Origin of the sequence: Microbacterium sp. (genome assembly GCF_047972865.1) — a bacterium.
In the GTDB taxonomy this organism is placed as follows: Bacteria; Actinomycetota; Actinomycetes; order Actinomycetales; family Microbacteriaceae; genus Microbacterium.
In genome coordinates this window covers 1-24956 of record NZ_JBKEAY010000072.1, presented here as the reverse complement: position 1 = coordinate 24956, position 24956 = coordinate 1, and the positions used below count along the sequence as shown (strand labels likewise).

Genomic DNA, 24956 nt, shown 5'->3' with positions numbered 1-24956 from the left:
CTCGGGGGTCAGCGGCGGGCGCGTCCGAGCTGTAGCAGGCCGATCGCGGTGAGCACGACGCACACCCCCGACACGACGGTGCGGACGAGGTTGGCGATCTGCCACTTGCCGGAGTATTCCTGCCAGATGGCGGCGGCCTCGTCGACGGATGCCGGTACCGTCACCATTGCGAGGGCCTCGTTCCACGGCACGTTGATCGTCGACGTGAGAAGTATGCCGCCGACGGTATACAGCGCGGCGGCGACGCCGAACAGGACGGCGGGGATCCGGGCGTTGCGTGCCCAGGACAGGAGCGCCGCGACGGCGAGTGCCACCGGGGTGAGGAAGAAGGACACGAAGAACACCGGGTTGCGCACCGAGGCGTTCATCGCCTGCATCGCCTCGATCGCGACGCGCGGATCGGCGGCGTCGAGGCCCCACAACGTGGAGCACACCCACGCGTAGAAGAATCCGAAGATCGCCGCCACCAGCACCGCGGCGACCACGGAAGCGAGGTCAGCCGCGGTGCGTAGCGGGTTGGGGACGGACGACGGGATGAGAGGTGCCGCGGCGACGGCACCGACCGACGGATCGTTCGTGTGTGCGGGGGTGGTCATCGTGGGCACCTTTCGTCTGTGTCGACTCCACACTCGCGTGTGCGCGCCGCCGCAGCGTCCTCCCTGGGGAGGCATGTTGGCTACCCCCCGCGGGGTATCACCAGACCCGACTCGTACGCCAGCACCACGAGCTGGGCACGATCGCGGCACCCGCTCTTGGTCATCGCGCGGGTCACGTGAGTCTTCGCCGTCAACGGCGAGATGACCAGTCGCGCGGCGATCTCGTCGTTGGACAGTCCGGCCCCGACCAGCGCGACGATCTCACGTTCGCGTGCGGTGAGGTGCGCCAGAGATGCTGACTGTCCCAAGGCCGGGGTCGCGAGGAAGCGCTCGACGAGCGCGGCGGTCGCCGTCGGCGACAGCAGGCGTTCGCCGCGGTGGACGGTGCGCACCGCATCGCAGAAGGTCGCGACATCGCCGCCCTTCCCCAGGAATCCCGCGGCCCCGGCGCGGAGCGCCCGGAAGGTGTGGTCGTCCTGCTCGAACGTGGTGAGCACCAGCACGCGTACGTCCGTCAGGCGCGGGTCGACGGTGATCTGCTCCGTCGCCCACAGGCCGTCGCCATCGGGCATCCGGATGTCCATCACCAGCACGTCGGGACGCTCTCGCCGCGCAAGTGCGACGGCATCCCGGCCGGTGCCGGCCTCGCCGACGACGGTGAGGTCGGACTCGGCGTCCAGGAGCGCGCGCAGTCCACCGCGGATGAGTGTCTGGTCGTCGGCCAGGGCGATCCTGATCACGCGGCACCGCCGATCGCCGCGCCGATCGGCAGGCGCGCGCGCACCTCGAATCCGCCGTCGTCGGTGGGGGCGGCGTCGATCGTACCCCCCAGTGTCGTCACCCGTTCGCGTAGTCCCGCCAGTCCATGTCCCCCACCCGCGATGGGCGGCGGCGGCATGCCCGAGGGGCCGTTGCGCACCCGCACGTCGATCTCGGTGTCGTCTCCGGCGACACGGACGTCGACCACCGCGCCGGGGGCGTGACGCCCCGCGTTGGTGATCGATTCCTGCACGATCCGGAACGCGGCCCGCTCGGTCGCAGGCACGACCGTCGGCATCTCGACCTCGAACGTGCCCAGCGTCCCCGCCGCCACCAGCCCCGCCCGCAGCTCGTCGAGGTCGGCGGGCCGCAACGGCTCGTTGCCGTCGCGCAACTGGGCGACCAGTTCGCTCAGTTCCGACATCGCCGTCCGGGTGGCCTCCGCCACGTGCCCGAGCGCCACCCGGGCCCGCTCGGAATCGACGGCGACGGCCGCGACCTGGGCGTGGAGGTTGATGACGGCCAGTTGGTGACCGATCGAGTCGTGCAACTCCCGCGAGAGGGCGACGCGGTGCTCAGCCGCTTCGACCCGAGCGGATGCGGCCGCCTCCTGCGCCGCCGACGCGACGTACGACCGGTAGTAGCGCCACGCCAGTCCGCCGGCGACACCGAAAGCGAACACGAGCAACAGCGGAAGCACGTCGGGGGTTCCGCCGCGCGCCGCCGCGACGCCGATCTCGGCGGCGCCCAATCCGATCATGGCCGCTGCCGCGACGAGCACCAGCATCCGCGGTCCCAGGGTGAGGCTCGCCGAGAACAGCACGACGATCACTCCGGGAGCCCCGACCGCGGGGACGCCCTCCCACACCAGCGCCGTCTGGGCGAGAGCGGCGATCACGACGGCGGCGACCGGCAGACAGCGGCGCACGCGCAGCGCGACTCCCATCACCACCGCGATGATCAGCCCGCTGGTCCACCGGTCCGGAATGCGCAGCGCCACGACGGCGAACACGACGACCGGCAACAGCACGTCGGTGAAGACCACGCTGACGATCCGGCGCACCTGCATCCCTCCAATGTAAGGTGCCGACGGCGCCCCGGGCCCGTTCAGTGTTCAGTCCGCGTTCACTCGCGGCGCGCCGACAGCGGCAGAGCTCCCCCGACGTAGACCCCATAGGACGATGCCGAGACCGAATTCCGGACGCCGACCGGCCCGCACCCCCTCGGGAGCAGTACCCGCCGAAACGCCGACCGTGACCGTCAGGTCGCCAGGAGATACACCGCTCCGATGATCGTGAACACGATCACCAGCCGTTCGAACAGCACGGCGTCGATTCTCGCGGCCACCCACCGCCCAACCAGCGCGGCGACGATGACGATCGGGGCCAGCACGGCATCGATGACCAGCCCGTCGGGAGTGATCATGCCCAGGGAGATCAGGAACGGGATCTTGATGAGGTTGACGATCGCGAAGAACCAGGCAGCCGTGCCGAGGAACTCCTTCACCGAGAAGCGGGATGCCAGGAAGTACATCGACATGACCGGCCCTGCCGCGTTGGCGACCATCGTGGTGAACCCGCCGAGGGCGCCGTAGACGGCCGCCGCGAACCGGTGCGATCCGCCCCCGGTCACGCTTCGCCGCATCCACCGGCGTGCCAGGGTCACGCCGATCACGAACAGCAGGATGACGGCGATCACGATCCGCACGAGTGTGTCGTCGGCGACGGCGAGGAAGGCCACCCCCGCCGCCAGTCCGACCAGGACCGCCGGCGCCAGCCGCAGCAGTGCCGCGATGTTCGCATGGCGCCGATAAGCGGTGACGGCGAACAGGTCGGCGAGCACCAGCAGCAGGAGGATGGTGCCGGTGGACTGCTTGGCGGGGAGCACCGCGGCGAACAGTGCCACCGCAACGGTGGCCGAGCCCGGCAGCGCGGTCTTGCTCAGCCCGATGACCATCGCGGCGAGCACGAGCAACACCCACCCCAGCCCCCCAACCTCGGGCATTACGAACTCCTTTCGGTGTTCCCGAGGCTAGCCCGTCACGGGGCGGCGGCTCGTACTCTCGAACTGTGACGCGCGCTTCACGGATGTCAGCCCTGGCAGGCATCGCCGCGGCGGTCGTGGCTGCCGGTGCCGGCGACCTGACCGCCGCGGTGCTCGCACCGGGGGCATCGCCGTTTGCCGTCATCGGGGGCGCGCTCATCGACGCCGCCCCGCCGTGGGCCAAGGACACTGCGATCGCCCTGTTCGGCACGGCCGACAAGCTCGCGCTCCTCATCGGCATCGGGCTGGTCCTGCTCGCCGTCGCCGCGCTTGCGGGCATCGTGCAGCGCCGTCGCCCGCCGTGGGGTGCAGCGATCCTGGGCGCGCTGGGAGCGATCGGCGTGATCGTCGCGATGACCCGGCCGGATGCCGAGCAGGTCTGGTGGGTGCCTTCCGCCGTGTCGGGCGTCATCGGCACCGCTGCCCTCGCGCTCCTGGCCCGTCGTGCCGGTCCCGCCGCGCGGACGGCGCCGGCACGCGCGGCAGTCGCCACGGATGGGCTCGCCACGCCGGCACCGGATCGCCGCGCCTTCCTGGTCTGGACCGGAACGGCAACCGCCCTCGGGGTGCTCGCCGCGATCGGCGCGCAGGCGGTACGCGCGGGCGGATCGGCCGTGCGCACCGTCCGCGCCGCCATCCGGCTGCCGCGCGCGGCCGTCGCGGCCGCGCCCGTTCCCGTCGGCGCCGAGCTCGACCTCCCCGGTCTCGCACCGGTGGTCACCCCGAACACGGACTTCTACCGCATCGACACAGCCCTGGTGGTCCCCGACGTCGCCCCCGCCGACTGGCGACTGCGCGTCCACGGAATGGTCGAGAACGAGGTGGAGCTCACGTGGGAGGAACTGCTCGCCCTGCCGCTGGAGGAAAGCTACACCACCCTCACGTGCGTCTCGAACGACGTCGGCGGCGACCTCATCGGCAATGCACTGTGGCTCGGGTACCCGACCCGTCATCTGCTGGCCCGGGCCCGCCCCACCGCGGATGCCGACATGGTGCTGTCGCGTTCGGTCGACGGATTCACGGCATCCACCCCGCTGGAGGCGCTCACCGACGAGCGCGGCGCCCTGCTCGCGGTGGGAATGAACGGCGAGCCGCTGCCGGTCGAGCACGGGTTTCCGGTGCGGATGGTCGTCCCCGGGCTGTACGGATACGTGTCGGCCACCAAGTGGGTGACCGAACTCTACGTCACCCGCTTCGACCGCGACCGCGCCTACTGGACCGACCGCGGCTGGTCCGCGCGCGGACCTGTCAAACTGCAGTCGCGCATCGATGTCCCTCGCGCCGGCATCGACGCCGGAGAGACCGTGATCGCGGGTGTCGCGTGGCACCAGCACAGCGGGATCACCGGCGTCGAGGTCCAGGTCGACGCTGGCCCGTGGCAGCCCGCGACGCTCGCGACCGCGATCTCCGCCGACACGTGGGTGCAGTGGCGCATGCCGTGGACGGCGACCCCGGGCCGTCACACGATCCGATGCCGGGCCACCGGCGCCGACGGAAGCACGCAGCCCGAGCAGCGCACCCCGGTCGCTCCCGATGGGGCTACCGGCTGGCACGAGCGCACCGTGCAGGTGACCTGATTGACGGTGCGGCCCGAGTTCGCAACAGTGTGACACGCTGATTGACCGGCGCGCGCGAGCGTGGTGGACTGGCCGCTCGTCCACCGCCCGACCTCCGCCGAAAGCGCCCATGACCGCCACGCCCTGCCCCGCCGCGACGGGAGCTGCACGCGCCGACCTGCGCGAGGTCTTCCGCGCGGTCGCTTCCAGCACCTGGGTCGTCACGAGCGGAACGGCGCAGCATCCGACCGGGTTCACGGCGATCTCGGTCGTATCGGTCTCGGTCGACCCGCCGCTCATCAGCTTCAACATCGACCGCACATCCTCGTCGCGCGATGCTCTGCTCACCACCGGCCGCGCCGGGGTGCACCTGCTCAGCGCGGCGCAGGCCGACCTGGCCCGCCGGTTCGCCGCAGACCGGACGCGCCGGTTCCCCGACGACGGCACCTGGTCACCCGACTCGGACGGCATCCCCCGCATCCACGGTGTCGCCTCGCGGCTGTCGGTGCAGCTCGTCGAGACGGTCGCGGCCGGTGACAGCGAGATCGTGATCGCCGAGGTCATCGCGGGCGTGCTCGACGACAGCGACCCGCTCGTCCACTACTCCGGCGGCTTCCGGGCCGTCGCTTCGCCCCTTCCGACCGACTCCACGGGAATCTGACATGACCGCACTACCCCCTGCCGACCCGCTGACGTTCGCCTACTGGGTTCCGAACGTGTCCGGTGGCCTCGTCGTCTCGAACATTCCGCAACGCACGGACCACTCCGTGGACTACAACATCGACGTCGCCCGCACGGCCGAACGCGTCGGCTTCGACTACGCCCTCACGCAGGTGCGCTATCTGGCGTCGTACGGCGCCGACGCGCAACACGAGTCGGTGAGCTTCAGCCTCGCCCTGCTGGCGGCCACCGAGCGGCTGCGCGTCATCGCCGCCGTCCACCCCGGCCAATGGCCGCCGCACCTGCTCGCCAAGCTCGCCGCGACCGCGCAGACCACGACCGGCAGCCGGTTCGCCATCAACGTCGTATCGGGCTGGTTCAAGCGCGAGTACACCGACCTGGGGCTGGACTGGCTCGACCACGAGGAGCGCTACCGCCGCAGCGAGGAGTTCATCGAGGTGCTGCGGGGGCTGTGGCGCGAGGACGGCTTCACCTACCGCGGCGACTTCTACCGCACCCGCGACGTGACGTTCCGTCCGCAGCCGGAGTTCGCGCCCGAGGTGTTCCAGGGCGGCAACTCGACCAGCGCCCGTGCGATGGCCGGGCGCCTGTCAGACTGGTACTTCATGAACGGCACGTCGATCGACGGGGCGCGCGAGCAGGTGCTCGACGTCGGCGCGCGCGCGGCCGGTCACGGGCGCCGGGTGCGGTTCGGGCTGAACGGATTCGCCGTCGTCCGCGACACCGAGGCCGAGGCCCGCGACCTGGTCGAGGAGATCATCGCACAAGCCGACCACGACAAGGTGAACGACTTCGGGAACGCTGTGAAGCAGGCAGGTCAAGCCACCGTCGACCGGAAGGGGATGTGGGCCGACAGCGAGTTCCGCGACCTGGTGCAGTACAACGACGGTTTCCGCACCGGCCTGATCGGCACCCCCGAGCAGGTGGCGCACCGCATCGTGGCGTACAAGAAGGCCGGCGTCGATCTGCTGCTGCTCGGCTTCTTGCACGTGCGGGAGGACATCGAGCGGTTCGGCCGCGACGTGATCCCGCTGGTGCGGGAGCTGGAGGAGCGGGAAGGCCTCGCCGCTGCGCCCGCACGCGAGCTGGCGGGGGTGGCCCGATGAGCGCACCCGTCCTCGACGCGTCTGCGCTGCGTGAGCTGCAGCGTCCGCTCAAAGAGCAGTACCGGCAGGATGCGGCATCCGCGCAGATCCCCGCGACCGCCACGGCGAGCCTGGGCGGCGAGGGCATCGTCGCCGAGGTCACGTCGTGGGCGGGCCCGGTCCAGGCGGGCCTGCACCCCGCCGCCGGCGGCGACGGGACGCTCGCGTGCTCGGCCGACATCCTGCTGCAGGCGCTCGTCGGCTGTGCCGGAGTGACGCTGCGGTCGGTGGCGACCGCGCTGGGTGTCACGCTGCACGGTGGCACCGTGACGGCCCGCGGCACGTGGGATGCCCGCGGCACGCTGGGGGTCGACCGTGAGGCTCCGGTGGGTCTGACCGACATCGAGCTGGTCTTCGACCTCGACACGGATGCCGACGAGGCCACCACCGCCAAACTGTTGCAGCTGACCGAGCGCTACTGCGTGGTCGCCCGTACGCTCGTCGATCCGCCCGCGCTATCGGTGCGGCTCGCGTAGCCGACGAGCAGCGCGGGGAAGACTCACGCGGGCTCGGCGACGACGGCGACCTTGCCGACGACGCCGCCAGCGTCGATCGCGGCCAGCGCAGCGGGCGCGGCGGTCACCGGCCAGGTCTGCGAGAGGGGCGGGTGCAGCTGGCCGGATGCGGTCAGTTCGAGGAGCTTCGCCGTCAGCTCGGGCCGGGTGCGGGCGGCAAGCGGCCGGATGCGGCGACGCCCACCGAGCGAGAGGAGCGCACCGCGCGCCATGCGACCGAGCGGCCCCCACACCCCCGCCTCGGCGCCGCGCAGCACCGCGAGGCGCACGACCAGGGTGCCGACCCCGCCACCCGCACCGAGCACGAGGACGCGGTTGCCCGCGGCGATGTCGGCGAGATCGAGCGCTTGCCACGCGGTGCCGCCTGCCAGGGGCAGTACCGCCGCGGTCGTGTCGGTGACGCCATCCGGGCTCGGTCCGACCCGGTCGGCCGGTGCGACCACCCGGTCGGCCAGTCCGCCGCCGTCCAGCTCACCCACGACCCGGTCGCCCACCGCGACTGCGGTCACGCCGGCGCCGCGGGCGAGGATGCGGCCGGCCACGTCACGCCCCGGGACCGGCTGGCGCGGGCGTCGGAGGCCGAACGCGACCCGCACCAGCAGGGGTTCACCGCGCATGAGCCGCACGTCGGCCGAGTTGAGTCCCACGACGGTCGGTGCCACCAGCACCTGACCGGGGCCGGCGACCGGAACCGGCACCCGCTCCCGCATCACCGTCTCGGGCCCGCCGTAGGCGTGCTGGGTCCAAGCGTTCATCGTCTCACTCATGATTCCTCCGGGTAGTGAAAGACCTCGTCGAGCGGGCACTGCAGAGCGCGCGCGATCTGAAAGGCGAGTTCGAGGGTGGGCGAGTACTTGCCTTGTTCGATCGCGATGACCGTCTGCCGGGGCACCCCGATCCGGTCGGCCAGGGCCGCCTGTGTCAGCCCGACCGCGTCACGGAACGGGCGGATGCTGTTGGTGACCCGGGTCGGTCGCACCATCACGGCATCCCGCTGCGATAGGCGATCAAGCGGGCGACGCCGCCGACGAAGGAGGAGACGAAAAAGCCCAGATAGATCGTGTTTCCGATCCAGAACGACGATGCATCGAGCATCGCCAGGATCAGGGCGCCCACGCCACCGATGACGAGGAACGCCTGGCCGATCCGGTCGCCGAACCGTTCGATGTCACGGTCGCGCTGGTCGGCGACCGGCCTGTCGCGGGGGTGTCGGCGAACCGCGACGATCCCCCACAGGATGCTGACGACGATCGACCCGACGATGCCGACACCGATCGCCCACAGCATCGGTGTCACCCAGTCCGCCTCGGCGAGCGAAACCCCCTGGGACAACACCGCGAACAGGTACCAGACGGTGACGATTGCGCCCACGACCACCTGCGACCAGGTGGTCCTCTCGACGTAGCCCACATCGACCTCCATGTAAAATATTCTTGACATGGAGATTACGCCGTGATCGCGGCAGATGTCAAGAATCTTTTACACTATGGTCAGATGACGTCGGTGCTCCAGTCGTCGGGGGCTCCGAGACGGTGCGCCGTGATCGTGACGGACTGCTCGTGCAGGAACGGCAGCAGCTCGATGCGGCCCGCCGTCGTGACGGGGGTGTCGTACACGGCGACGTCGGGATCGCCCATCGTCGCCTCGGCCACACGCGCCCTGAGGTCGGCGACCGCCTGGGCGGAGCCGACCAGCCGCACTCGGGCCGGGTGCGGGCCCCGCTCCGCGGGAGGGTCCGCCTCAGCGCGCTCCTCCGGGACGCCGTCGTCCGCTCCGGTGGCGGCGACCGGACCTGCGGAATCACCCGGGTCCCCGGAATCGCCCGGGCCTGCGGAATCGCCGGGCTCGCCGGTGAGCCGGTGCAGCCACTCCGCGTCGCTCTCCACCCACACCGGCACATCGAGGTCGGCGAGCGCGTGCCGCACCTCCGCGGGAAGGCCTACCGGCGAGCTCAGCGTGAATCGCGCGCCCGCGCGGACACCGGCGACCACGACCCGCAGCAGGTCGCGCCAGGCGGCGTCCGCCGTGGCGCGGATGCCGACCGGCACCGGCCGGTAGCGCAGCAGATTGCGTACCACACCGAGACGGGAGACGTCGCGCACCTGGCCGAACTCGCGCTCCCACACCTGGGCATCCGACATCGCGCCGCGACGCAGCAGGTCGAACGACGGGTAGTCCAGCGTGGGCTGGGCCGCCTCGATGACCGTTGCGATACGGGTGTCGAGGCCGCGCAGGTGCAGCGCCGATGACGGCGCGCCCCCCACGGTGGGGCGCCAGGATCCGAGCCCGACGAGATAGTGCGGACCGCCCGGTTTCGTGCCGGTCCCGATCGAGGAACGCTTCCACCCGCCGAACGGCTGACGCTGCACGATGGCGCCCGTCGTCGCACGGTTGACGTAGAGATTTCCCGCCTCGACCTCGTCGAGCCACCGGGCCAGGTCATCCGGGTTCTGCGTGTGCAGGCCCGCGGTCATGCCGTGCGGGGCGGCGTTCTGCAGCTCGATCGCGTGCCCCAGGGTGGTGGCGTTCATGACGCCGAGCATCGGCCCGAAGAACTCCTCGAGGTGTGTGCGCGACCCGGCCTGCACACCGGCACGCACCCCGGGACGCCACAGCCGGTCGCCGTCGACCCGTTGCGGCTCGACGAGCCAGCGCTCCCCCGCCTCAAGGGTCGTCAACGCCCACTCGAGATCGCCGTCCGGCGCCGCGATGAGCGGGCCGACCTCGGTGCGCGGATCGGTCGCCGCGCCCACACGCAACGACGTGACGGCGTCGATGAGCTGCCGCCGGAACCGCGCCGAGCGCGCCACCGGACCGACGAGGATCGCCAGCGACGTGGCCGACCGTTTCTGACCCGCGTACCCGAAGGCACTGCGCACCAGATCGGCGACGGCGAGATCGAGATCGGCGGACGGCGTGATGACCATCGCGTTCTTGCCGCCGGTCTCGGCCACGAGGGGAAGGTCGGGGCGCCAGGAACGGAACCGTTCGGCGGTGCGCCTCGAGCCGGTCAGGAGCACGCGATCCACGTCGGGATGCGCGATGAGGTGCTGTGCGAGCGTGTCCTCGTCGAGGTCGACGAGCGCGACGAGGTCCCGCGGCAGGCCCTCCGCGTGCAGCACCGACCACATCGTCTCGGCGATGACGGCGGCGCTGCGGCGCGCCTGCCGCGCGGGCGTGAGTACCACCCCGGAGCCGGCGGCCAGTGCCGCCAAGGCACCCCCCGCCGCACCGGCGAGCGGAAAGTTCCACGGCGGCGCGACCACGGTCAGCCGCGCGGGCACGAACACCGCACCGCTGACACGGTCGAGCTCGCGAGCCGTGGCGCCGTAGTAGGCGGCGAGGTCGACAGCCTCGCTCGCCTCGGTGTCGGCCTCCCCGAAGACCTTGCCGGTCTCCGACATCGCCACCTCGATCAGCAGGCCACGTCGTGTCTCCAGCGCCCGCGCGGTCGCCCGCAGGACGGCGGCGCGATCGGCGGCGGGAGTCGCACCCCACGACTCGGCGGCGGCGCGCACCCGCCGGATGCGTTCGTCCAGGGCGGCGGGGTTGTGGATGCGCGCCGCGGCGATCGCCACCTCGCCCGCGGTCGACTCCCCCGCGGCGGTGAACACCTCCCCTGCCCACTGTCGGCCGGCGGGCAGCGCCGGGTCGGAGTCGGCGGCGTTGCGGAACCCGGGGGCACCGCCGGCGTGCGTTCCTCGTTCCTGGCGCGCGAAGACCGCCGTCTCCACGAACGGCACTCCGCCGAACAGCTCCGGCGGGGTGTCCGGTTCCATGGGCTGGGTCTCCGCAGGCTCTTCCGTCGCGTCCGCCGGTGGATGCGGCGTCGGCCGCGGCGGGGCGACGAGGGGCGCTGTCACGGTGCGATCCTGCGTGCGGCGGGAGCCGACAGGCAGCGCGGGGTCGTCGGCTCGGGCGAGCGCGGCGGCGAAACGGTCGCTCTCGCGCGCGAACAGCGCGGGATCGGCGGCGAGCCCGAACGCCGAGGCCAGCACGTTCTCGCTCGATGCACCCTCCTCCAGCCGCCGCACCAGAGACACGGCCGCCGCGTCGAACTCCTCGGGGTGCGCCGCGGGGACGGCGAGACACACGGTGCCCACGTCGCCGGCGACCGCCCGCAGCTGACCTTGCGCGACGCCGAGCGGCATCTCGATCTCGACGCGGTCCGCGAGGCCGCGCTCGCTCGCCAGCACCCACGCGTACGCGACGTCGAACAGGTTGTGGCTAGCGATCACCACCTGCACCGCGCCGGCGTGGCCGGGCTGAGCCAGTTCGCGCACGCAGCGCACATAGTTCGCGTCGATGTCGGCCCTCGTATCGTAGGGCGCGAGCGGCCAGCCGTGCAGGACGGCATCCACCCACTCCATCCGCAGGTTCGCGCCCGTCACGAGCCGAATCGTGATCGGTGCGCCCCCGTCATCCACGCGGCGCTGCGCCCGAGCGGTGAGGTCTTGCAGGATCGGGAGGGTGTCGGGAAAGGCTGTCGGCAGCGTGATGCCGGCGCGCAGGCCGCCCAGGGCGGGCTCCTCCAGTAGCCGGGTGAACACCGCGACAGTCACGTCGAGGTCGCGGTACTGCGCCGCGTCGAGGGTGGCGGCGGTGCCGTTGTCGGCCGCGGTGAGGGCGAGTGGACGCAGCCGCTCGACGACCTCGGCGACGGTGTCGTCGAAGGCCCAGGGAATGGTTCGACCCGCGACCGCCGAGACCGTGATCGAAACCCGATCGACGTCGTCGCGGCGGACGAGGTCGTGGATGCCCTCGAGCCGACGGCGCGCTTCGGCGTCGCCGAGCACCGCTTCGCCGAGCAGGGCGACGTCGATGTCCACGCCGGAGTGCCGGATGCCGGCAAGTGCCGCGCCAAGTTTGTCCGACCGCGCATCGATGACGAGGGGGCTGACCACGTCGCGCAGCAGGCGTCGCGCAATCGGCACCGTCGGCACCGGCAGCACGGGTGCGATCGCGCCGCCGACCCGGACAGCGCCGCGCAGATACCACGGCAAGAACTCGGGCACGAGCGGAGCGACACGCTGCAATCGGGCGGCGGCGGCCATGCTCGACTCCGGGCGCATCACGCCGTCGACGACACCGACGGCGAACTCCAGTCCGTGCGGATCGTGCAACACGTCGGCGAGGCGGCGCGCAGCGGGGTCGGGCTGGTCGGCGGCGGCGATGTCGACCCAGCGACGCGTGAGTGCGACGGCGCGCATGGCGAGGTCGTCCGTCGGTGCATGAAGAGCCGCGGCGGCGGAGTCTGACATGGCTTCAGACTACGTGCGGGCACCGCCGCGTCCGCGGTTGCGGTCGGCGGTTCGATGACCGCGGAGTCGGGGGCGTCTCCCCGGTCATTCCCACACGCTGGGCGCGGGCTCTTTCGTCGACGGCAGGCTCGCGCCGTCCACCCAGGCGGGGACCCACTCCGGCAACGGCGGCAGGTCGTCGCGACCGCCCAGCGCGGCGAACAACTCGTCCATCGGCAGCACTCCCCCGCTGCGGCGCAGGAACCGGGCCCGCACGATCATCTCCGCGTACACCTCGCCGCCGACCACGGCGCGGTGGATCTGATAGACCGCTTTGTCATCGTGCCCGAGCAGCCGCGACTCGACCGTGAAACGCTGCCACAGGTCCAGCGACTTGCGGAAGGTGATCGTCTCGGTGGCGACCACCGCGTACCAGCCCCGCGCGGCCATCGCGTCCCACAGTCCGGTGCGGATGAGCAGGTCGAACCGGCCGAGGTCGAACAGCGATGCGTATCGTCCGTTGTTCATGTGCCGCAGCAGGTCGATGTCGGTGGGGAGCGTCCGCAGCCGGATACGGCCCACCGAGCGCGTCGGCACCGGCCCACGGCGGCGCAGCATCACCCGAGCGCGCAGGATCGTCAGCAGAGTCCGCCACCATACGTTCACAACCGCCGATGCTACCGGGGCCCCACCCGCAACTGCGAAACTCTCGTGCTCGATTTCGCACGACGCAATGGCGAGCGTAAAGTCACCAGTATGGCCGCAGAACTGCAGACCGACGTCGTCGTCCGCCCCGTTCGGGACGCGGACGCAGAGGCGCTGGGGCGCGTGCACGCCGCATGCTGGCACGAGACCTACGACCACCTCATCAGCCGAGCCGCGCTGGAGAACATCTCCGCGCGCCGGCTGGCCGAGTTGTGGACCCACTGGGCGTCGCAGGGCGACGACCACGAAATGTTCGCGGCCATGGTCGACGGTGCGATCGTCGGGTTCGCCGGCTCCGGCCCCGCGCGCGACGATGACGCCCCTCGGCACCGAGAGCTGTACTTCATCTACCTGCTGCACGACTTCCACGGAACCGGGATCGGGCAACAGCTGTTCGACGCGGTGGTCGGCACGGACGAAGGCGCCTACCTGTGGGTGGCCGACGACAACCCCCGCGCCCACCGCTTCTATCAGCGCAACGGATTCGCCCTCGACGGCGCCCAGCAGACCGAACCGTTCCTGGGCGAAACCCTCACCGAGGTTCGTTTCGTCCGCTGACCCGAAGGACCCCATGCAGGACTCGCTGGCGCAGCGGTACGGCGCCGACTCCCCCGTGTTCACCCAGCCTGAGGGGGATGCCGCCACCGTCGTCGCGGGCCTGCTCCGGCACCGCTCGGTGCGCCGGTTCACCGACCGTCACGTCGACGACAGCGTCCTGCACACGCTCGTCGCGGCGGCGCAGTCGGCGTCGACCTCGTCGAACCTGCAGTGCTGGAGCGTGATCGTCGTGCGCGACCGGGACCGCATCGAATCGCTCGTCGAGGCGGGTGCGAGCGCGTTCGTGGGCGAGGTTCCCGTCGTGCTCGTATTCGTCGCGGACTGGTCCCGCGCGGCGGGCATCGCCGAACGCTCCGGTGCCACCGCGAGCGGCCTGGACTACCTGGAGATGACCCTCGTCGGCTTCGTCGACGCGGCGCTTGCCGCCCAGAACGCGACGGTCGCGGCCGAGGCGATGGGCCTGGGCGCCTGCTATCTGGGGTCGCTGCGCAACGCCCCGGTGCAGATCGCGGCCGACCTGCACCTGCCCGAGCGCTGCACCGTCGCCTTCGGCCTCGCACTGGGCTACCCGGCATCCGGCCACGAGCGGCCGCTCAAGCCGCGGCTTCCGCGCGAGGTCGTCATGCACCAGGAGGTGTACCGCGAGCGCCCCGACGAGGTGGAGGCGTACGCCGACCGCCTGGACGAGTACTACGCCTCGATCGGGCGGCCCGAGGCCTCGTGGCGCCGCGACGTGATCGCGAAGGTACGCGATGCCGCGGGCCTGCGCGGGCGCGACACGATGCGCGACTCGCTCGCGGCGCAGGGGCTGCCGTCGAACTGAGCCGGCGCGCTCCGGTTCAGCTCGCCGCGATGACACCCATCATGCCGAGGTCCTCGTGGTCGAGGATGTGGCAGTGGTAGACGGTGCGTCCGGGGAACCGGTCGAACCGGATACGCACCACGACCGCGCCACCGGCGGGCACGTTGACGACGTCGCGCACGTCGACCCCCGCCGTCTCGCCTTCGGCGGCGCGCACCACCTGCATCGGCCAGCTGTGCAGGTGGAACGGGTGGTCCATCGGCGACGTGTTGCGCAGCGTCCACTCCTCGACCGTGCCGATCGTCACCTCCTGATCGACCCGGGCCGGGTCGAATGCGGCGCCGTCGATGAGGAACTGCATGCCGCCCCCGCCCATCATCCCGCCGCCGCCACCCCCGCCGACCATCGTCATGGTCAGCGTGCGCGTAGCGTCGACGGTACGGGAACGCAGGTCGGGGTCGGCCGACGACGCCGCCGGTGACACGACGGGAGCGGCCATGGCGGCATCCGGAACCAGGGTGAGCACAACCGCCTCGGGCGAGACCACCGCCGCGTCGCCCATCATCCCGTTTCCCATCCCGCCGCGGTCGTACGCGGCCGTGACGAGGTCGGTTTCCGCCGCGGGCATCGTGAACACGACGTCGGCACGGCTCCCGGGCGGCAGCAGCAGCCGGTCGATCGGCTCGTCGCGCGCGCCGGTGTCGATGCCGCGAAGCCGTGCGTCGAGCCCCGCCCACCGCAGGTCGAGATACCGGCTCGCACACGCGTTGACCAAGGCGATCCGCTGGGCCGATCCGGCCGGCGCTCGAAGCGGCGGCGTCGGCTGCCCGTTGACCAGCAGTGTCTCACCGGTGCGGCCACGCATGCGGTCCATCTGCGAGACCGTCGCGACCGCCCCCGCGGCGACCGTCACGTCGGAGATCACCGCGAGCCGCGGTGATACCGCTCTGCTGGCGGCGCCCTCGGCCTCGCCCGCGCCGTCGGTCTCGATGAGGATCGCGCCGTACAGCCCGCCGAAGATCTGGGCGGCCACCATGCCGTGATGGTGCGGGTGGTACCAGCAGACCCCCGGCGGATGGTCGGCGGGCAGCTCGATCTCGTAGTCGAAACTCTCGCCGGGCCCCACCCGCACGAACGGGTTGTCGCCGTTTCCGGTCCCGGACACGCGGAGTCCGTGCGTGTGCAAGTTGGTCGCCTCGGCGAGGTCGTTGTGCAGGTGCACGCGGAGGCGACCTCCGGGCCGCAGCCGAAGCGTGGGGCCGGGAGTCGTGCCGTTGTAGGTCAGCATCCGCACCGTCTGACCGCCGAGCGGCACGTCGCGCTCGGCGACGCGCAGGTCGAGGTCGAGGATGCCGGAGGTGGCGGTCAGCACCTCCGGCTGGGTCCACCCGTCGGCGGCGCCGGGGGGTGCGGAGGCCGGGGATGCTGGCGCCGTACCGGGGGATGCCGGTGCCGTGCCCTGCGGTGCGGGCGGTTGCCCCTGCCCCGCGATGAGTGATCCGGTCGCGCCCACCGCGACCACGCCGGCCGCCGCCGCGCCGAAGATCACGAGCTGGCGTCTGCTGATCCAGCCGCTCCGGGGTGTCTCGTCGGCCATCGTCTGCTCCCTCGGCTTCGGCCGGGGGTCCGAGACCGATCGGAATACCCATCGGGGTATCACCGTTCTGCGTCGAATCCTACGCTCGGGCATGCCGCCGCACGAGCACCCCTGGCGTATTCAGGGCGAGTTCAGGAGCGAATCAGATCGTGGTGCAGTTCACGCGCGGTCTGCACCACGAGGGGCGCCAGCCGCCGTTCGTCGGCGCGCGCCAGGTGCACCACGACTCCCAGCGCCACCCGCGGCAGCCCCTCGACGGGGGCCAGCGAGGTCGCCACCGACACATTGCCGAGCGTCATCTCCTCGCGAGTGGTCGCAAACCCGCGGCGCCGTGCCTGCGCGATGTCGACGCGCAGTTCCGCCTCATGCACGTGGGAGTACTGGGTCTCGCGTTCCAGCGGGCCCGCGAAGAACCGCTCCAACCACTCGTCATCCTGCGTCGCCAACAGTGCCTTGCCCACGCCGGTCGTGTGCAGCGGATGCCGGCCGCCCATGCGGCTGACCGTCGGGATGGACCCCCGCCCGGTGACCCGGCCGACGAACAGGGCGGTCGCGCACTCGGGGAGCTCGTGACCGAGGATGGCGAGGTGCACGTTCTCGCCGGTGGCCTCGTACAGGCGCAGCATGTGCGGCAGGGCGGTCTCCCGCAGTCGCAATGACAGCGGGGACAGTTCGCCGAGCTCGAACAGGCGCGACCCGATCGCGTAGCGGTGTCCAGGCACACGGGCCAGCAGCCCTTCGTCCGTCAGCCGCGCCAGCAGCCGGTGCAGGGACGAGATCGGCAGTCCGGTGCGCTCGGCCAGCTCCGCGGCCGACAGGTCGGGTTCATCGTCGTTGAAGCACCCAAGAACGCTCAGCGCACGGGTGAGAAGCCCCACCCCGGCAGCACCATCGTCGGCCAAAACCCCTCCTGCGTGACGGCATCCCTCCGAGCGTAGCGCCTGGCCGGGCGTGTCCCGTTCCCCGCGCAGCAATGTGACACGGCGGGGGTGAGGCGCCGGCGCGGCCCGTGGTGGCAGTGTAGGCGCATGGCCAACTCTCCCAGCGGGGACTCGATGCTCCAGCGCGTCGTGCGGGTGCTGGAGACGTTCGGGCCCGACCGGACGCTGCAGACCGCGGCGCAGATCGCGCGCCGGGCGGAACTGCCGCGGTCCACGGCGCACCGGATCGTCGACGACCTGGTCGCGGCGGGCCTGCTCGAGCGCGACGACGAACATCGGGTGCGGCTCGGGTTGCACCTGTGGGAACTGGCACTGCGGGGCTCGACGGCGCTGCGATTGCGGCAGGCGTCGCTCCCGCACATGGAGCGGGTGCAGACCCGCCTCCGCGAGCACACCCAGCTGGCAGTGCTCGAACAGGACGAGGCGCTGTTCCTGGAGCGTCTGTCGCACCCGGATGCCGGGGCCAACATCACCCGGATCGCCGGGCGGCTGCCGTTGCACGCCTCATCGTCGGGTCTCGTGCTGCTCGCTTTCGCCGATCCCGCGGTGCGCGAGCGGGTGCTCGCCGGGGCGCTCCCGGCGGTGTCCGCCGAGACGGTGACCGATGCCGCGGCGCTGCGCCGGGAGCTGGCCGGCATCCGGCGCCGCGGGTACACGGTCGCGCCCGGCAGTGTCGAGGCGGTCTCGACCGGGGTCGCCGTGCCGATCCGCGACCGCGGCCAGGTCGCCGCGGCGCTGTCGGTCGTGCTGCCGCGCGCCGCCGACACCGCCCCCGCGATCGAGGCGCTGCACACCGCCGCATCCGCCATCGAAAGCGACCTGATCGCCTCCCGCCCCTAGCCCGAGCCCCGAGCCCCGCCGTGCTCAGCGCGGAACCGCGAGACTACACCGGCACTATCGAAAGCACGCGCTTTACGCACGGTCTCGACAGCGAGCCTGTAGTCTCGCGGGCCGGGCGGGCCGGCGGCCGGACGGGACCGGGGCGGCCGGGCGGGGCGGGAGGGGTCGTGTCCCGATGAACGGGAGATTGCGGCGCGGTGGCGGCGGGGCATCCACACTGGGGGCGTACCTACTCCCCGTCGAAGGAGACGACCCATGTCCCAGACCGTCCGCACCCGCGTCGCCATCATCGGCGCCGGCCCCGCCGGCCTGCTGCTGTCGCACCTGCTCGCCAAGTCGGGCATCGACAGCGTCGTGATCGACCAGCGCTCCCGCGAGGAGATCGAGTCCACGATTCGCGCCGGCATCCTCGAGCACGGCACCGTGCAGCTGCTCGACGAGACCGGCGCCTCCCGCCGCGTGCTCACCGGCGGGCACCGCCACGACGGCATCGAACTGCGCTTCGAGGGCGAGGGCCACCGCATCGACTTTCCCGGCCTGACCGGGCGCAGCGTGTGGCTGTACCCGCAGCACGAGGCGCTCAAAGACCTCATCGCCGTGCGCCTTGAAGAAGGCCAGGACCTCCGCTTCGGCGTCACCGCACTGCGCGTCGAGGGCGCCGACAGCGACCGCCCGCGGGTGTTCGCCGAAGACGAGAACGGTGCGCTCGAGATCGACGCCGAGTTCGTCGTCGGGGCGGACGGTTCCCGCTCGGTCGCGCGCGAAGCGGTGACCGGGTCGCAGACCGGCGGCTACTTCCGCGAGTACCCGTTCGCGTGGTTCGGCATCCTCTGCGAGGCCCCGCCCAGCTCCGAGGAGCTGATCTACTCCAACTCGCCGAACGGCTTCGCCCTGATCAGCCAGCGCAGCGACACGGTGCAGCGGATGTACTTCCAGTGCGACCCCGAGGTCGACCCCGCGTCGTTCACCGAGGAGCAGCTCTGGCATGAACTCCAGGTGCGGGTGCCCGGCACCACCCTCAAACAGGGGCACATCTTCCAACGCGACGTGCTGCGCTTCCGCAGCTTCGTCGCGCACGAACTGCGCCGCGGGCGCGTCGCCCTGATCGGGGATGCCGCGCACACCGTACCGCCGACCGGCGCGAAGGGCATGAACCTCGCCGTCGCCGACGTCATCCTGCTGGATGTCGCGCTGCGCGCCCTCCTGCTCGAGAACGACTCGCGACCCCTGGACCGCTTCGCCGACGTGGCCTCGGACCGCATCTGGAAGGCCCAGCACTTCTCGTGGTGGATGACGAGCATGCTGCACGTCGCGCCGGATGCCAGCGACTTCGACCGCCGCCGCCAGGTCGGCGAACTGCGCAGCGTCGTGGAGTCCGAGGCCGGCCGCCGCTACCTCGCCGAGGCCTACACCGGCTGGCCTTTCGCCACGACGCTGTGAGGTCACTGCGGCGCCGCAGATTCGCCCCGCTGCCCCCGCGCCGCCGCGACCTCGCCCGACCGCGCGCAACAGGCGCGGGCCCCGCGGGCCCCGGGTCAGGGCATCCAGACGATCTCGTCGGCGTTCATGCCGTCGGCGATCAGCCCGGCTCCGGACATCGCGTCGATGACCCGCTGGATGTCGGCGGGGTCGACGACCCCGTTGTAGTCGGGGATCGCGACGGTTTCGGCCGTCGTCGGGTCGAGATCGATGTACTCGACGAGCGTCTCGCGCACCCGATCGGGGTTCTGCTGCGCGTAGTCGTTCGCCTCGATCATCGCGTCGCGCATCCGCTCACCCACGTCGGGATTGTCGGCGAGGTACTGATCGGACGCGAGCAGCACCGCATCGGTGAAACCGGTGGGGATGACGTCGAGCCCGTCGACGAGGTACGCGTTGAAACCGGCAGGGTATCCGGCGGCCTCGGCCTGGCCGGAGAACGGCGGCGCCATGACCGCCGCGTCGATCGAGCCGTCCTCCAGGGCGGGAAGCTGCTCGGTCAGACCCATCACGACCCAGTCGATGCCGTCGGGTGCGCCCCCGTCGGCGAGGTAGTTGGCGATCACCCCGACGGTCGGCCCGGCGCCCACGGCGAGGGTTGCGACCGTTTTGCCCTCCAGGTCCTTGGGCCGCTCGATGCCGCTGTCGGGTTGGACGATCACGAGGTTGCCGTCGCGCTCCACGGGCGCGAGCACCGACACCCCCGCCACGATCTGCACCGGGACACCCTCGTTGATCGCGGTGATGAACGGCGTCGTCGCCGCGTTGGCGAACTCCATCTGGCCGTTGAGGACCGAGGGGACGGATGCCGCGAAGTTCGGAGACTGCTGAATCGTGACGTCGAGCCCGTACTTGTCGAAGATGCCCTCTTCCTCGGCGAGCCAGATCGGCACGGTCGCGGTGGTGAACACCGCGCCGATCGTGACCGGCGTGCTTCCCCCCGTCGCGGCACCGCCGCCGGTCCCGCCGCCGTCGGACGTGCACGCCCCCAGAGTGACGGCGAGCGCGGCGACCCCCGCGACGACCCCTGCTGCCCGAACTGCCCCCGCTGCCGTCATGTCGAACTCCTCATCGTGTTCGCGCGTGGTCGCCCGTCGACACGCGCCTGCTGTCCCACCCTCGCCGAAGACGCGGCCGCCGGCTACGCGCTCCTGACTATCACCACCATGTGCTGCAGCTATGGCATAAGGCGCGACCTTCAGATCGCGGATGCCGATCACTACGCTGACGGCAGCCGCGAACCCGTCCGGGAGGATCACCGATGAACTCTGCACTGCTCGACCAGTTCGACCTCACCGGGCAGGTGGCCCTGGTCACCGGGTCGTCGTCCGGCCTGGGGGCAGCCGCAGCCGCTGCCCTCGCCGCGGCCGGCGCCCGCGTCGTCGTGCACGGACGCGACCCGGAACGCGCGCGAGAGGCCGCCGCGCGCATCGGTGACGCCGGCGGTGACGCCGACACTGTCGTGGGCGACGTCACCGACACCGCCTGGGTGCGCCGCGCCTTCGACGAGATCATCGAGCGACACGGGCGACTCGACGTGGTCATGGCCAACGCCGGGGTGGCCGGCGGCCCGAACTACCGGCTTCCCGGTGGCGCGATCGCCGACCTCGCCGACGAGGACTGGGACCGGGTCGTGCGAGGCAACCTCACGAGCGTGCTGGCCACGCTACGCGAAGCCTCCCGCGTGATGAGCGAGGGCGGCCGGATCATCGTGACCTCCTCGACGGCGGGCCTGCGGACCGATCCGTTCGTCGGCTACAGCTATGTCGCGACAAAGGCGGCGGTCGTGAACCTCGTGCGTCAGGCGGCGCTGGAGCTGGCACCGCGACGCATCCGCGTCAACGCACTGGCCCCGGGGCCGTTCAAGAACACCCGCATCGGCGGCGACAACGTGCTCACCGACGAACGCGAGCGCGCGTGGGTGGAGACCATCCCGCTCGGCGCGATGGGCCTGCCGGAGCAACTCCAGGGCCCCGTGCTCTTCCTCGCCTCCGAAGCCTCGTCGTTCGTCACCGGCGTCACCCTCCCCGTCGACGGCGGCGCACTCCTGCTCTCTCACGCGCACTACTGATCCGTCCGCGGATTGAGAGAATCCACGACGGGCGGGCCGACGACCGGCGGCCCGAAAAGGTCTCAACCTGAGACACCAGGCCCGCCGGTGGCCCGCGTGCCTATACTTGACGGCATTCGGCACCGGCGGTCCGGCGCGGTGGGTGCAAGGGGGCCGTCCCACAACTCTGAGGTGAACGCGATGACGCTTTCAGCTGCACCTGCTGCCCCCATCGACCTGACGCCCAGTCGCGCCCGGCTCGACGCGATGCAACGAGCGCGCGACGCGTTTCTCGCCGACCCGTCCGCTCCACCGGACATCTCCCTGCGGCCGGAGATCATCCACTCGTGGCGACGCTCCCTCGCGCACGGGGTCGACCGGCTCGGCGACGCGTTGCCCCACACCGACATGGACGGCCGCTCGGAACGGTTGCAGCGGGTCGGCGCCCCCATCATGCAACGGCTCGGCAGCCAGCTCGAAGGAGCGACGGCGTGGGCGATGCTGCTCGACCGCGACTGCGCGCAACTGGGACCGGCCGTCGGCGACGCCCGCGTGCGGTCGGTCACGGTGGATCGCGGCTCGCAGCCCGGTGCCCTGTTCGGCGAGTCGAGTGTCGGGACCAACGGCGCCGGCACCGCCGCAGAACGGCTGGAGTCGTTCGTCGTCGTCGGACCGGAGCACTTTCGGGACTCCGAGCGGTCTATCGTCTCGGTCGGCGCGCCGGTGCGCGACGCCCAGAACCGGATCGCCGGGTTCGTGGCGTTGAACTGCCGTCTGGCGCAGGCCAACAGCATCCTGGTTCCGTTCGCACGCGACGTGGCCTGGGCGATCGGACATGAGCTCGCGCAGGACGCCAAGGGGGTCCAGCAGGAGCTCCTGGATCGCTACTCCGCGCTCGCCCGCCGGCCTTCCCAAGCCGCCCTCGCCGTCGCCGACGACGTCTTGATCGTCAACGCCGCGGCACGCCAGCTGACACGCCACGGCATCAAGGTCGAGCGGGTCGCCGAGCGGGCCCTCGACGCCGCCCACGCCGGCGAGCGCGCCGAGTTCGAGATCGCCGAACAGGGTGAGCTGCTGCACGTGAGGGTGACACCGGTGACGCTGCGCTCGGGCGATGTCGCCGCCGTCGCCACCCTCGCGCGCCCGTCGGCGACGCCTCGAGACGCCGCGGCCCCGCGCCGTGTCCAGCCCGATCCGGTCGTCCACGTCCTGCGTCGCGCCCGCGCGGCCGGCATCCTCGCCGCGGTGATCGGCGAACCCGGCAGCGGCAAGATGCGGCTGGTGCGGGATGCGCTCGGCGAAGCGGATGCCGTCATCGTCGACGCCCGCACGATCGGCGACGATCCAGCGTCGTTCCTGGCGCACGTGGAACAGGCCTGTCACGCGGCGCCGACGGTCGTGATCCGCCGCCTCGATGCCGCCCCGGACCGGATCCGCACCGATGTCGCGCGGATCGTGTCGACGGGGGATGCCTGGGTCGTCGCCACCGGCACCGCTGTTCCCGACCTCCTGGGCGGACAGGACGAGCTGTTCCCGATCGTCGTGACGCGCACAGCGCTGCGCGAACGCGGCGACGAGTTCACCCGGATCGTCGACACGATCCTCGCCGACGTGCGTACGGGCGGCCACCCGGTGCGATGCAGCCCGCCCGCCCTGGCGGTGCTGTCCCGCCAGCGTTGGCCCGGCAACGTCACGCAATTGCGCCGGGTGCTGGTCACCGCCGCCGTGACCGCCACGGGCGGGGAAGTCACCCTCGACGATCTTCCCGCCGACGCACTCGTCGACGAACGCGCCCGCGACCTCACCAAGCTGGAACGCGCCGAGCGGGAACTGGTGCTCTCGAGTCTTCGTGACGCCTCCTGGAACCGCGAGGCCGCGGCGAAGGCGCTCGGCATCTCGCGGGCGACGATGTACCGCAAGCTCAAGCAGTTCGGCATCTCGGTGCCCTCCAGCCGTTCCTGACCCGTCTCGCGCCGCTGTCTCAAAGTGAGACGAGGGCGCCACAGCTGGCCTCCTACTGTTTTGCCCAGCGTTCGGCTCCGTGTGGACACGGACCGCAAGGGCAAGACTGCAGAGGAGCAGAGCATGATGCACATCGGTTTGAACTTCGGCTTCGGCAAGCTCGACCCCGAGGTGTCCGACCACGAGGTGTACCGCAGCGAGACCGAACTCGCCGTCCTCGGTGAGCAGTTGGGCTACGACAGCGTCTGGGCCGTCGAGCACCACTTCAGCGACTACGCCTTCTGCCCCGACAACCTCGTCTGGCTCTCGCACGTCGCCGCCCGCACCACGACGATCAAGCTCGGCACCGGCGCGGTGATCCTGCCGTGGAACACCCAGCCGCTGCGCGTGGCCGAGAAGCTGCTCATGGTGGATCATCTCTCCGAGGGCCGCGTGCTGTTCGGCATGGGCCGCGGGCTCTCCCGCAAGGAGTTCGTCCCGTTCGGCGTGCCGCTGGAAGAGACCCGCGACCGGTTCGACGAGTCGTCGAAGATGATCATCGAGGCCATCGAGACCGGCTATATCGCCGGCGACGGACCGTACTTCGCGATGCCGCGCACGCAGCTCAAGCCCGGCCCCTACGCCCCGTGGGCCGACCGCATCTTCACCGTCGCCGGGTCGCACGACTCGATGATGGCGGGCGTCAACAACAAGTGCCGCCTGATGTCGTTCATCCTGCGCCCGGTCGACAAGATGATGCCGGTGTTCCAGGCGTACCAGGACTACTACCTCGAGGTGTGGGACGAGCAGGCGCCGCCGGTCTCGCTCAACGTCGCGATGTACTGCCACGAAGACGAGAAGGTCGCCGTCGACGGCATGTACGAGTACGTCGGCAACTTCTTCGAAGCCAACGTGGCCCACTACGAGATGGACGGCGTCCACTTCGCCAACACCAAGGGGTACGAGCGCTACGCCGACAACGCCGCCCTCATCCGCGACAAAGGCGTCAGCCAGGCCGGCAAGGACTATGCGGATGCCGCGCTGTACGGCACCCCGCAGATGATCCTCGACAAGCTCGTCTGGATCCAGGAGCAGATGGGCCAGTTCGAGCTGGTGCTGCAGCCGTCGTTCGGCGGCATGGACCACGACACCGCCCGGCGCAGCGTCGAGCTGTTCGCCACCGAGGTCATGCCCAAGGCCCGCCAGCACTACGCGTCACAGCTGACCGCGGCGCGCTGACCGGCATCCCCTCTCGCGCCGGTTCTGCCCACGCGCCACCGGAAACCCTGCAAAGGAGCAATCACGATGCACATCGGAGTGAACTTCGGATTCGGACGATTCGATACCTCTGTCAGCGAGCACGATCTGGTTCGCCGTGAAACCGACCTGGCGGTGCTGTCCGAACCCCTCGGCTACGACAGTGTGTGGGCGGTCGAGCACCACTTCACCGACTATTCGTTCATGCCCGACAATCTGCAGTGGCTGTCGTACATCGCCGCCAAGACCGA

The 24956-nt window shown here is 71.3% G+C and carries 24 protein-coding genes; 12 read left to right on the top strand and 12 right to left on the bottom strand.

What is annotated here, in order from left to right; translation table 11 throughout:
• Positions 1 to 8: 8 nt before the first annotated feature.
• From ACK5KK_RS04580 to ACK5KK_RS04565, 4 genes are all read right to left on the bottom strand, one after another.
• Positions 9 to 596 carry a DUF1772 domain-containing protein gene (locus ACK5KK_RS04580; RefSeq protein ID WP_416888910.1) on the bottom strand — a complete coding sequence of 196 codons (588 nt, stop codon included), beginning with the start codon at positions 594 to 596 and terminating at the stop codon, positions 9 to 11.
• Positions 597 to 676: 80 nt separating this feature from the next.
• A complete protein-coding gene (locus ACK5KK_RS04575; RefSeq protein ID WP_416888909.1) occupies positions 677 to 1336 on the bottom strand; it encodes a response regulator in 660 nt (219 codons plus the stop codon).
• Positions 1333 to 2424 carry a sensor histidine kinase gene (locus ACK5KK_RS04570; RefSeq protein ID WP_416888908.1) on the bottom strand — a complete coding sequence of 364 codons (1092 nt, stop codon included), beginning with the start codon at positions 2422 to 2424 and terminating at the stop codon, positions 1333 to 1335. The genes ACK5KK_RS04575 and ACK5KK_RS04570 overlap by 4 nt, the downstream gene beginning before the upstream one ends.
• 191 nt (positions 2425 to 2615) lie before the next feature.
• Positions 2616 to 3359 carry a sulfite exporter TauE/SafE family protein gene (locus ACK5KK_RS04565; protein ID WP_416888907.1) on the bottom strand — a complete coding sequence of 248 codons (744 nt, stop codon included), beginning with the start codon at positions 3357 to 3359 and terminating at the stop codon, positions 2616 to 2618.
• An 83-nt stretch (positions 3360 to 3442) separates the two neighbouring features.
• On the opposite strand from ACK5KK_RS04565, the gene ACK5KK_RS04560 reads away from it, so the two are divergent.
• The 4 genes from ACK5KK_RS04560 (at position 3443) to ACK5KK_RS04545 (ending at position 7256) form a co-directional block, all read left to right on the top strand.
• Positions 3443 to 4975 (top strand): molybdopterin-dependent oxidoreductase, encoded by a 1533-nt coding sequence (locus tag ACK5KK_RS04560; protein WP_416888943.1) that lies wholly within the window; start codon positions 3443 to 3445, stop codon positions 4973 to 4975.
• A gap of 109 nt (positions 4976 to 5084) precedes the next feature.
• Complete coding sequence (locus ACK5KK_RS04555; RefSeq protein WP_416888906.1) at positions 5085 to 5615, top strand: flavin reductase family protein; 531 nt, start codon at positions 5085 to 5087, stop codon at positions 5613 to 5615.
• A 1-nt stretch (position 5616) separates the two neighbouring features.
• Positions 5617 to 6741, top strand: coding sequence for a dimethylsulfone monooxygenase SfnG (gene sfnG, locus ACK5KK_RS04550; RefSeq protein ID WP_416888905.1), 1125 nt, complete (start codon positions 5617 to 5619; stop codon positions 6739 to 6741).
• Positions 6738 to 7256, top strand: a complete 519-nt coding sequence (locus tag ACK5KK_RS04545; RefSeq protein ID WP_416888904.1) for an OsmC family protein — start codon at positions 6738 to 6740, stop codon at positions 7254 to 7256. The genes sfnG and ACK5KK_RS04545 overlap by 4 nt, the downstream gene beginning before the upstream one ends.
• A gap of 23 nt (positions 7257 to 7279) precedes the next feature.
• Here the strand turns inward: ACK5KK_RS04545 and ACK5KK_RS04540 are convergent, their stop codons facing one another.
• The 5 genes from ACK5KK_RS04540 to ACK5KK_RS04520 form a co-directional block, all read right to left on the bottom strand.
• The gene (locus ACK5KK_RS04540; RefSeq protein ID WP_416888903.1) at positions 7280 to 8050 is read right to left on the bottom strand and encodes an alcohol dehydrogenase catalytic domain-containing protein; all 771 of its coding nucleotides are present in this window, start codon (positions 8048 to 8050) and stop codon (positions 7280 to 7282) included.
• A gap of 8 nt (positions 8051 to 8058) precedes the next feature.
• Positions 8059 to 8277 (bottom strand): helix-turn-helix transcriptional regulator, encoded by a 219-nt coding sequence (locus tag ACK5KK_RS04535; protein ID WP_416888902.1) that lies wholly within the window; start codon positions 8275 to 8277, stop codon positions 8059 to 8061.
• A complete protein-coding gene (locus tag ACK5KK_RS04530) occupies positions 8277 to 8717 on the bottom strand; it encodes a hypothetical protein (RefSeq protein WP_416888901.1) in 441 nt (146 codons plus the stop codon). Before ACK5KK_RS04530 ends, ACK5KK_RS04535 begins: the two co-directional genes overlap by 1 nt.
• 68 nt (positions 8718 to 8785) lie before the next feature.
• Positions 8786 to 12556, bottom strand: a complete 3771-nt coding sequence (locus tag ACK5KK_RS04525) for a proline dehydrogenase family protein (protein ID WP_416888900.1) — start codon at positions 12554 to 12556, stop codon at positions 8786 to 8788.
• Between the two features lie 84 nt (positions 12557 to 12640).
• Positions 12641 to 13201 carry an acyl-CoA thioesterase gene (locus tag ACK5KK_RS04520; RefSeq protein ID WP_416888899.1) on the bottom strand — a complete coding sequence of 187 codons (561 nt, stop codon included), beginning with the start codon at positions 13199 to 13201 and terminating at the stop codon, positions 12641 to 12643.
• A gap of 90 nt (positions 13202 to 13291) precedes the next feature.
• Between ACK5KK_RS04520 and ACK5KK_RS04515 the strand changes: the two genes are divergently transcribed.
• Together ACK5KK_RS04515 and ACK5KK_RS04510 are read left to right on the top strand one after the other, a co-directional pair.
• On the top strand, positions 13292 to 13798 hold the full coding sequence (locus tag ACK5KK_RS04515; RefSeq protein ID WP_416888898.1) for a GNAT family N-acetyltransferase: 507 nt from the start codon (positions 13292 to 13294) through the stop codon (positions 13796 to 13798).
• Between the two features lie 13 nt (positions 13799 to 13811).
• A complete protein-coding gene (locus ACK5KK_RS04510) occupies positions 13812 to 14621 on the top strand; it encodes a nitroreductase family protein (RefSeq protein ID WP_416888897.1) in 810 nt (269 codons plus the stop codon).
• A gap of 16 nt (positions 14622 to 14637) precedes the next feature.
• Here ACK5KK_RS04510 and ACK5KK_RS04505 read toward each other — a convergent pair whose 3' ends face one another.
• Both ACK5KK_RS04505 and ACK5KK_RS04500 read right to left on the bottom strand, forming a co-directional pair.
• On the bottom strand, positions 14638 to 16197 hold the full coding sequence (locus ACK5KK_RS04505; RefSeq protein WP_416888896.1) for a multicopper oxidase family protein: 1560 nt from the start codon (positions 16195 to 16197) through the stop codon (positions 14638 to 14640).
• A gap of 131 nt (positions 16198 to 16328) precedes the next feature.
• Positions 16329 to 17099 carry an IclR family transcriptional regulator gene (locus ACK5KK_RS04500; RefSeq protein ID WP_416888895.1) on the bottom strand — a complete coding sequence of 257 codons (771 nt, stop codon included), beginning with the start codon at positions 17097 to 17099 and terminating at the stop codon, positions 16329 to 16331.
• Between the two features lie 126 nt (positions 17100 to 17225).
• Here ACK5KK_RS04500 and ACK5KK_RS04495 point away from each other — a divergent pair, with 126 nt between their 5' ends.
• The gene (locus tag ACK5KK_RS04495) at positions 17226 to 17978 is read left to right on the top strand and encodes an IclR family transcriptional regulator (protein ID WP_416888894.1); all 753 of its coding nucleotides are present in this window, start codon (positions 17226 to 17228) and stop codon (positions 17976 to 17978) included.
• Positions 17979 to 18233: 255 nt separating this feature from the next.
• Positions 18234 to 19418: a 4-hydroxybenzoate 3-monooxygenase gene (locus ACK5KK_RS04490; RefSeq protein ID WP_416888893.1), complete on the top strand. Its 1185-nt coding sequence runs from the start codon at positions 18234 to 18236 to the stop codon at positions 19416 to 19418.
• Between the two features lie 95 nt (positions 19419 to 19513).
• On the opposite strand, the gene ACK5KK_RS04485 is transcribed toward ACK5KK_RS04490, so the two are convergent.
• Entirely contained in the window at positions 19514 to 20515 is a 1002-nt protein-coding gene (locus tag ACK5KK_RS04485) for an ABC transporter substrate-binding protein (protein WP_416888892.1), read from the bottom strand.
• 203 nt (positions 20516 to 20718) lie between these two features.
• On the opposite strand from ACK5KK_RS04485, the gene ACK5KK_RS04480 reads away from it, so the two are divergent.
• The 4 genes from ACK5KK_RS04480 to ACK5KK_RS04465 all read left to right on the top strand — a co-directional run.
• A complete protein-coding gene (locus ACK5KK_RS04480) occupies positions 20719 to 21528 on the top strand; it encodes an SDR family NAD(P)-dependent oxidoreductase (protein WP_416888891.1) in 810 nt (269 codons plus the stop codon).
• A 180-nt stretch (positions 21529 to 21708) separates the two neighbouring features.
• A complete protein-coding gene (locus ACK5KK_RS04475; protein ID WP_416888890.1) occupies positions 21709 to 23469 on the top strand; it encodes a sigma-54-dependent Fis family transcriptional regulator in 1761 nt (586 codons plus the stop codon).
• A 123-nt stretch (positions 23470 to 23592) separates the two neighbouring features.
• Positions 23593 to 24687 carry an LLM class flavin-dependent oxidoreductase gene (locus tag ACK5KK_RS04470; protein WP_416888889.1) on the top strand — a complete coding sequence of 365 codons (1095 nt, stop codon included), beginning with the start codon at positions 23593 to 23595 and terminating at the stop codon, positions 24685 to 24687.
• A 66-nt stretch (positions 24688 to 24753) separates the two neighbouring features.
• On the top strand, positions 24754 to 24956 hold a 203-nt coding region (locus tag ACK5KK_RS04465; RefSeq protein ID WP_416888888.1), incomplete at its 3' end, for an LLM class flavin-dependent oxidoreductase.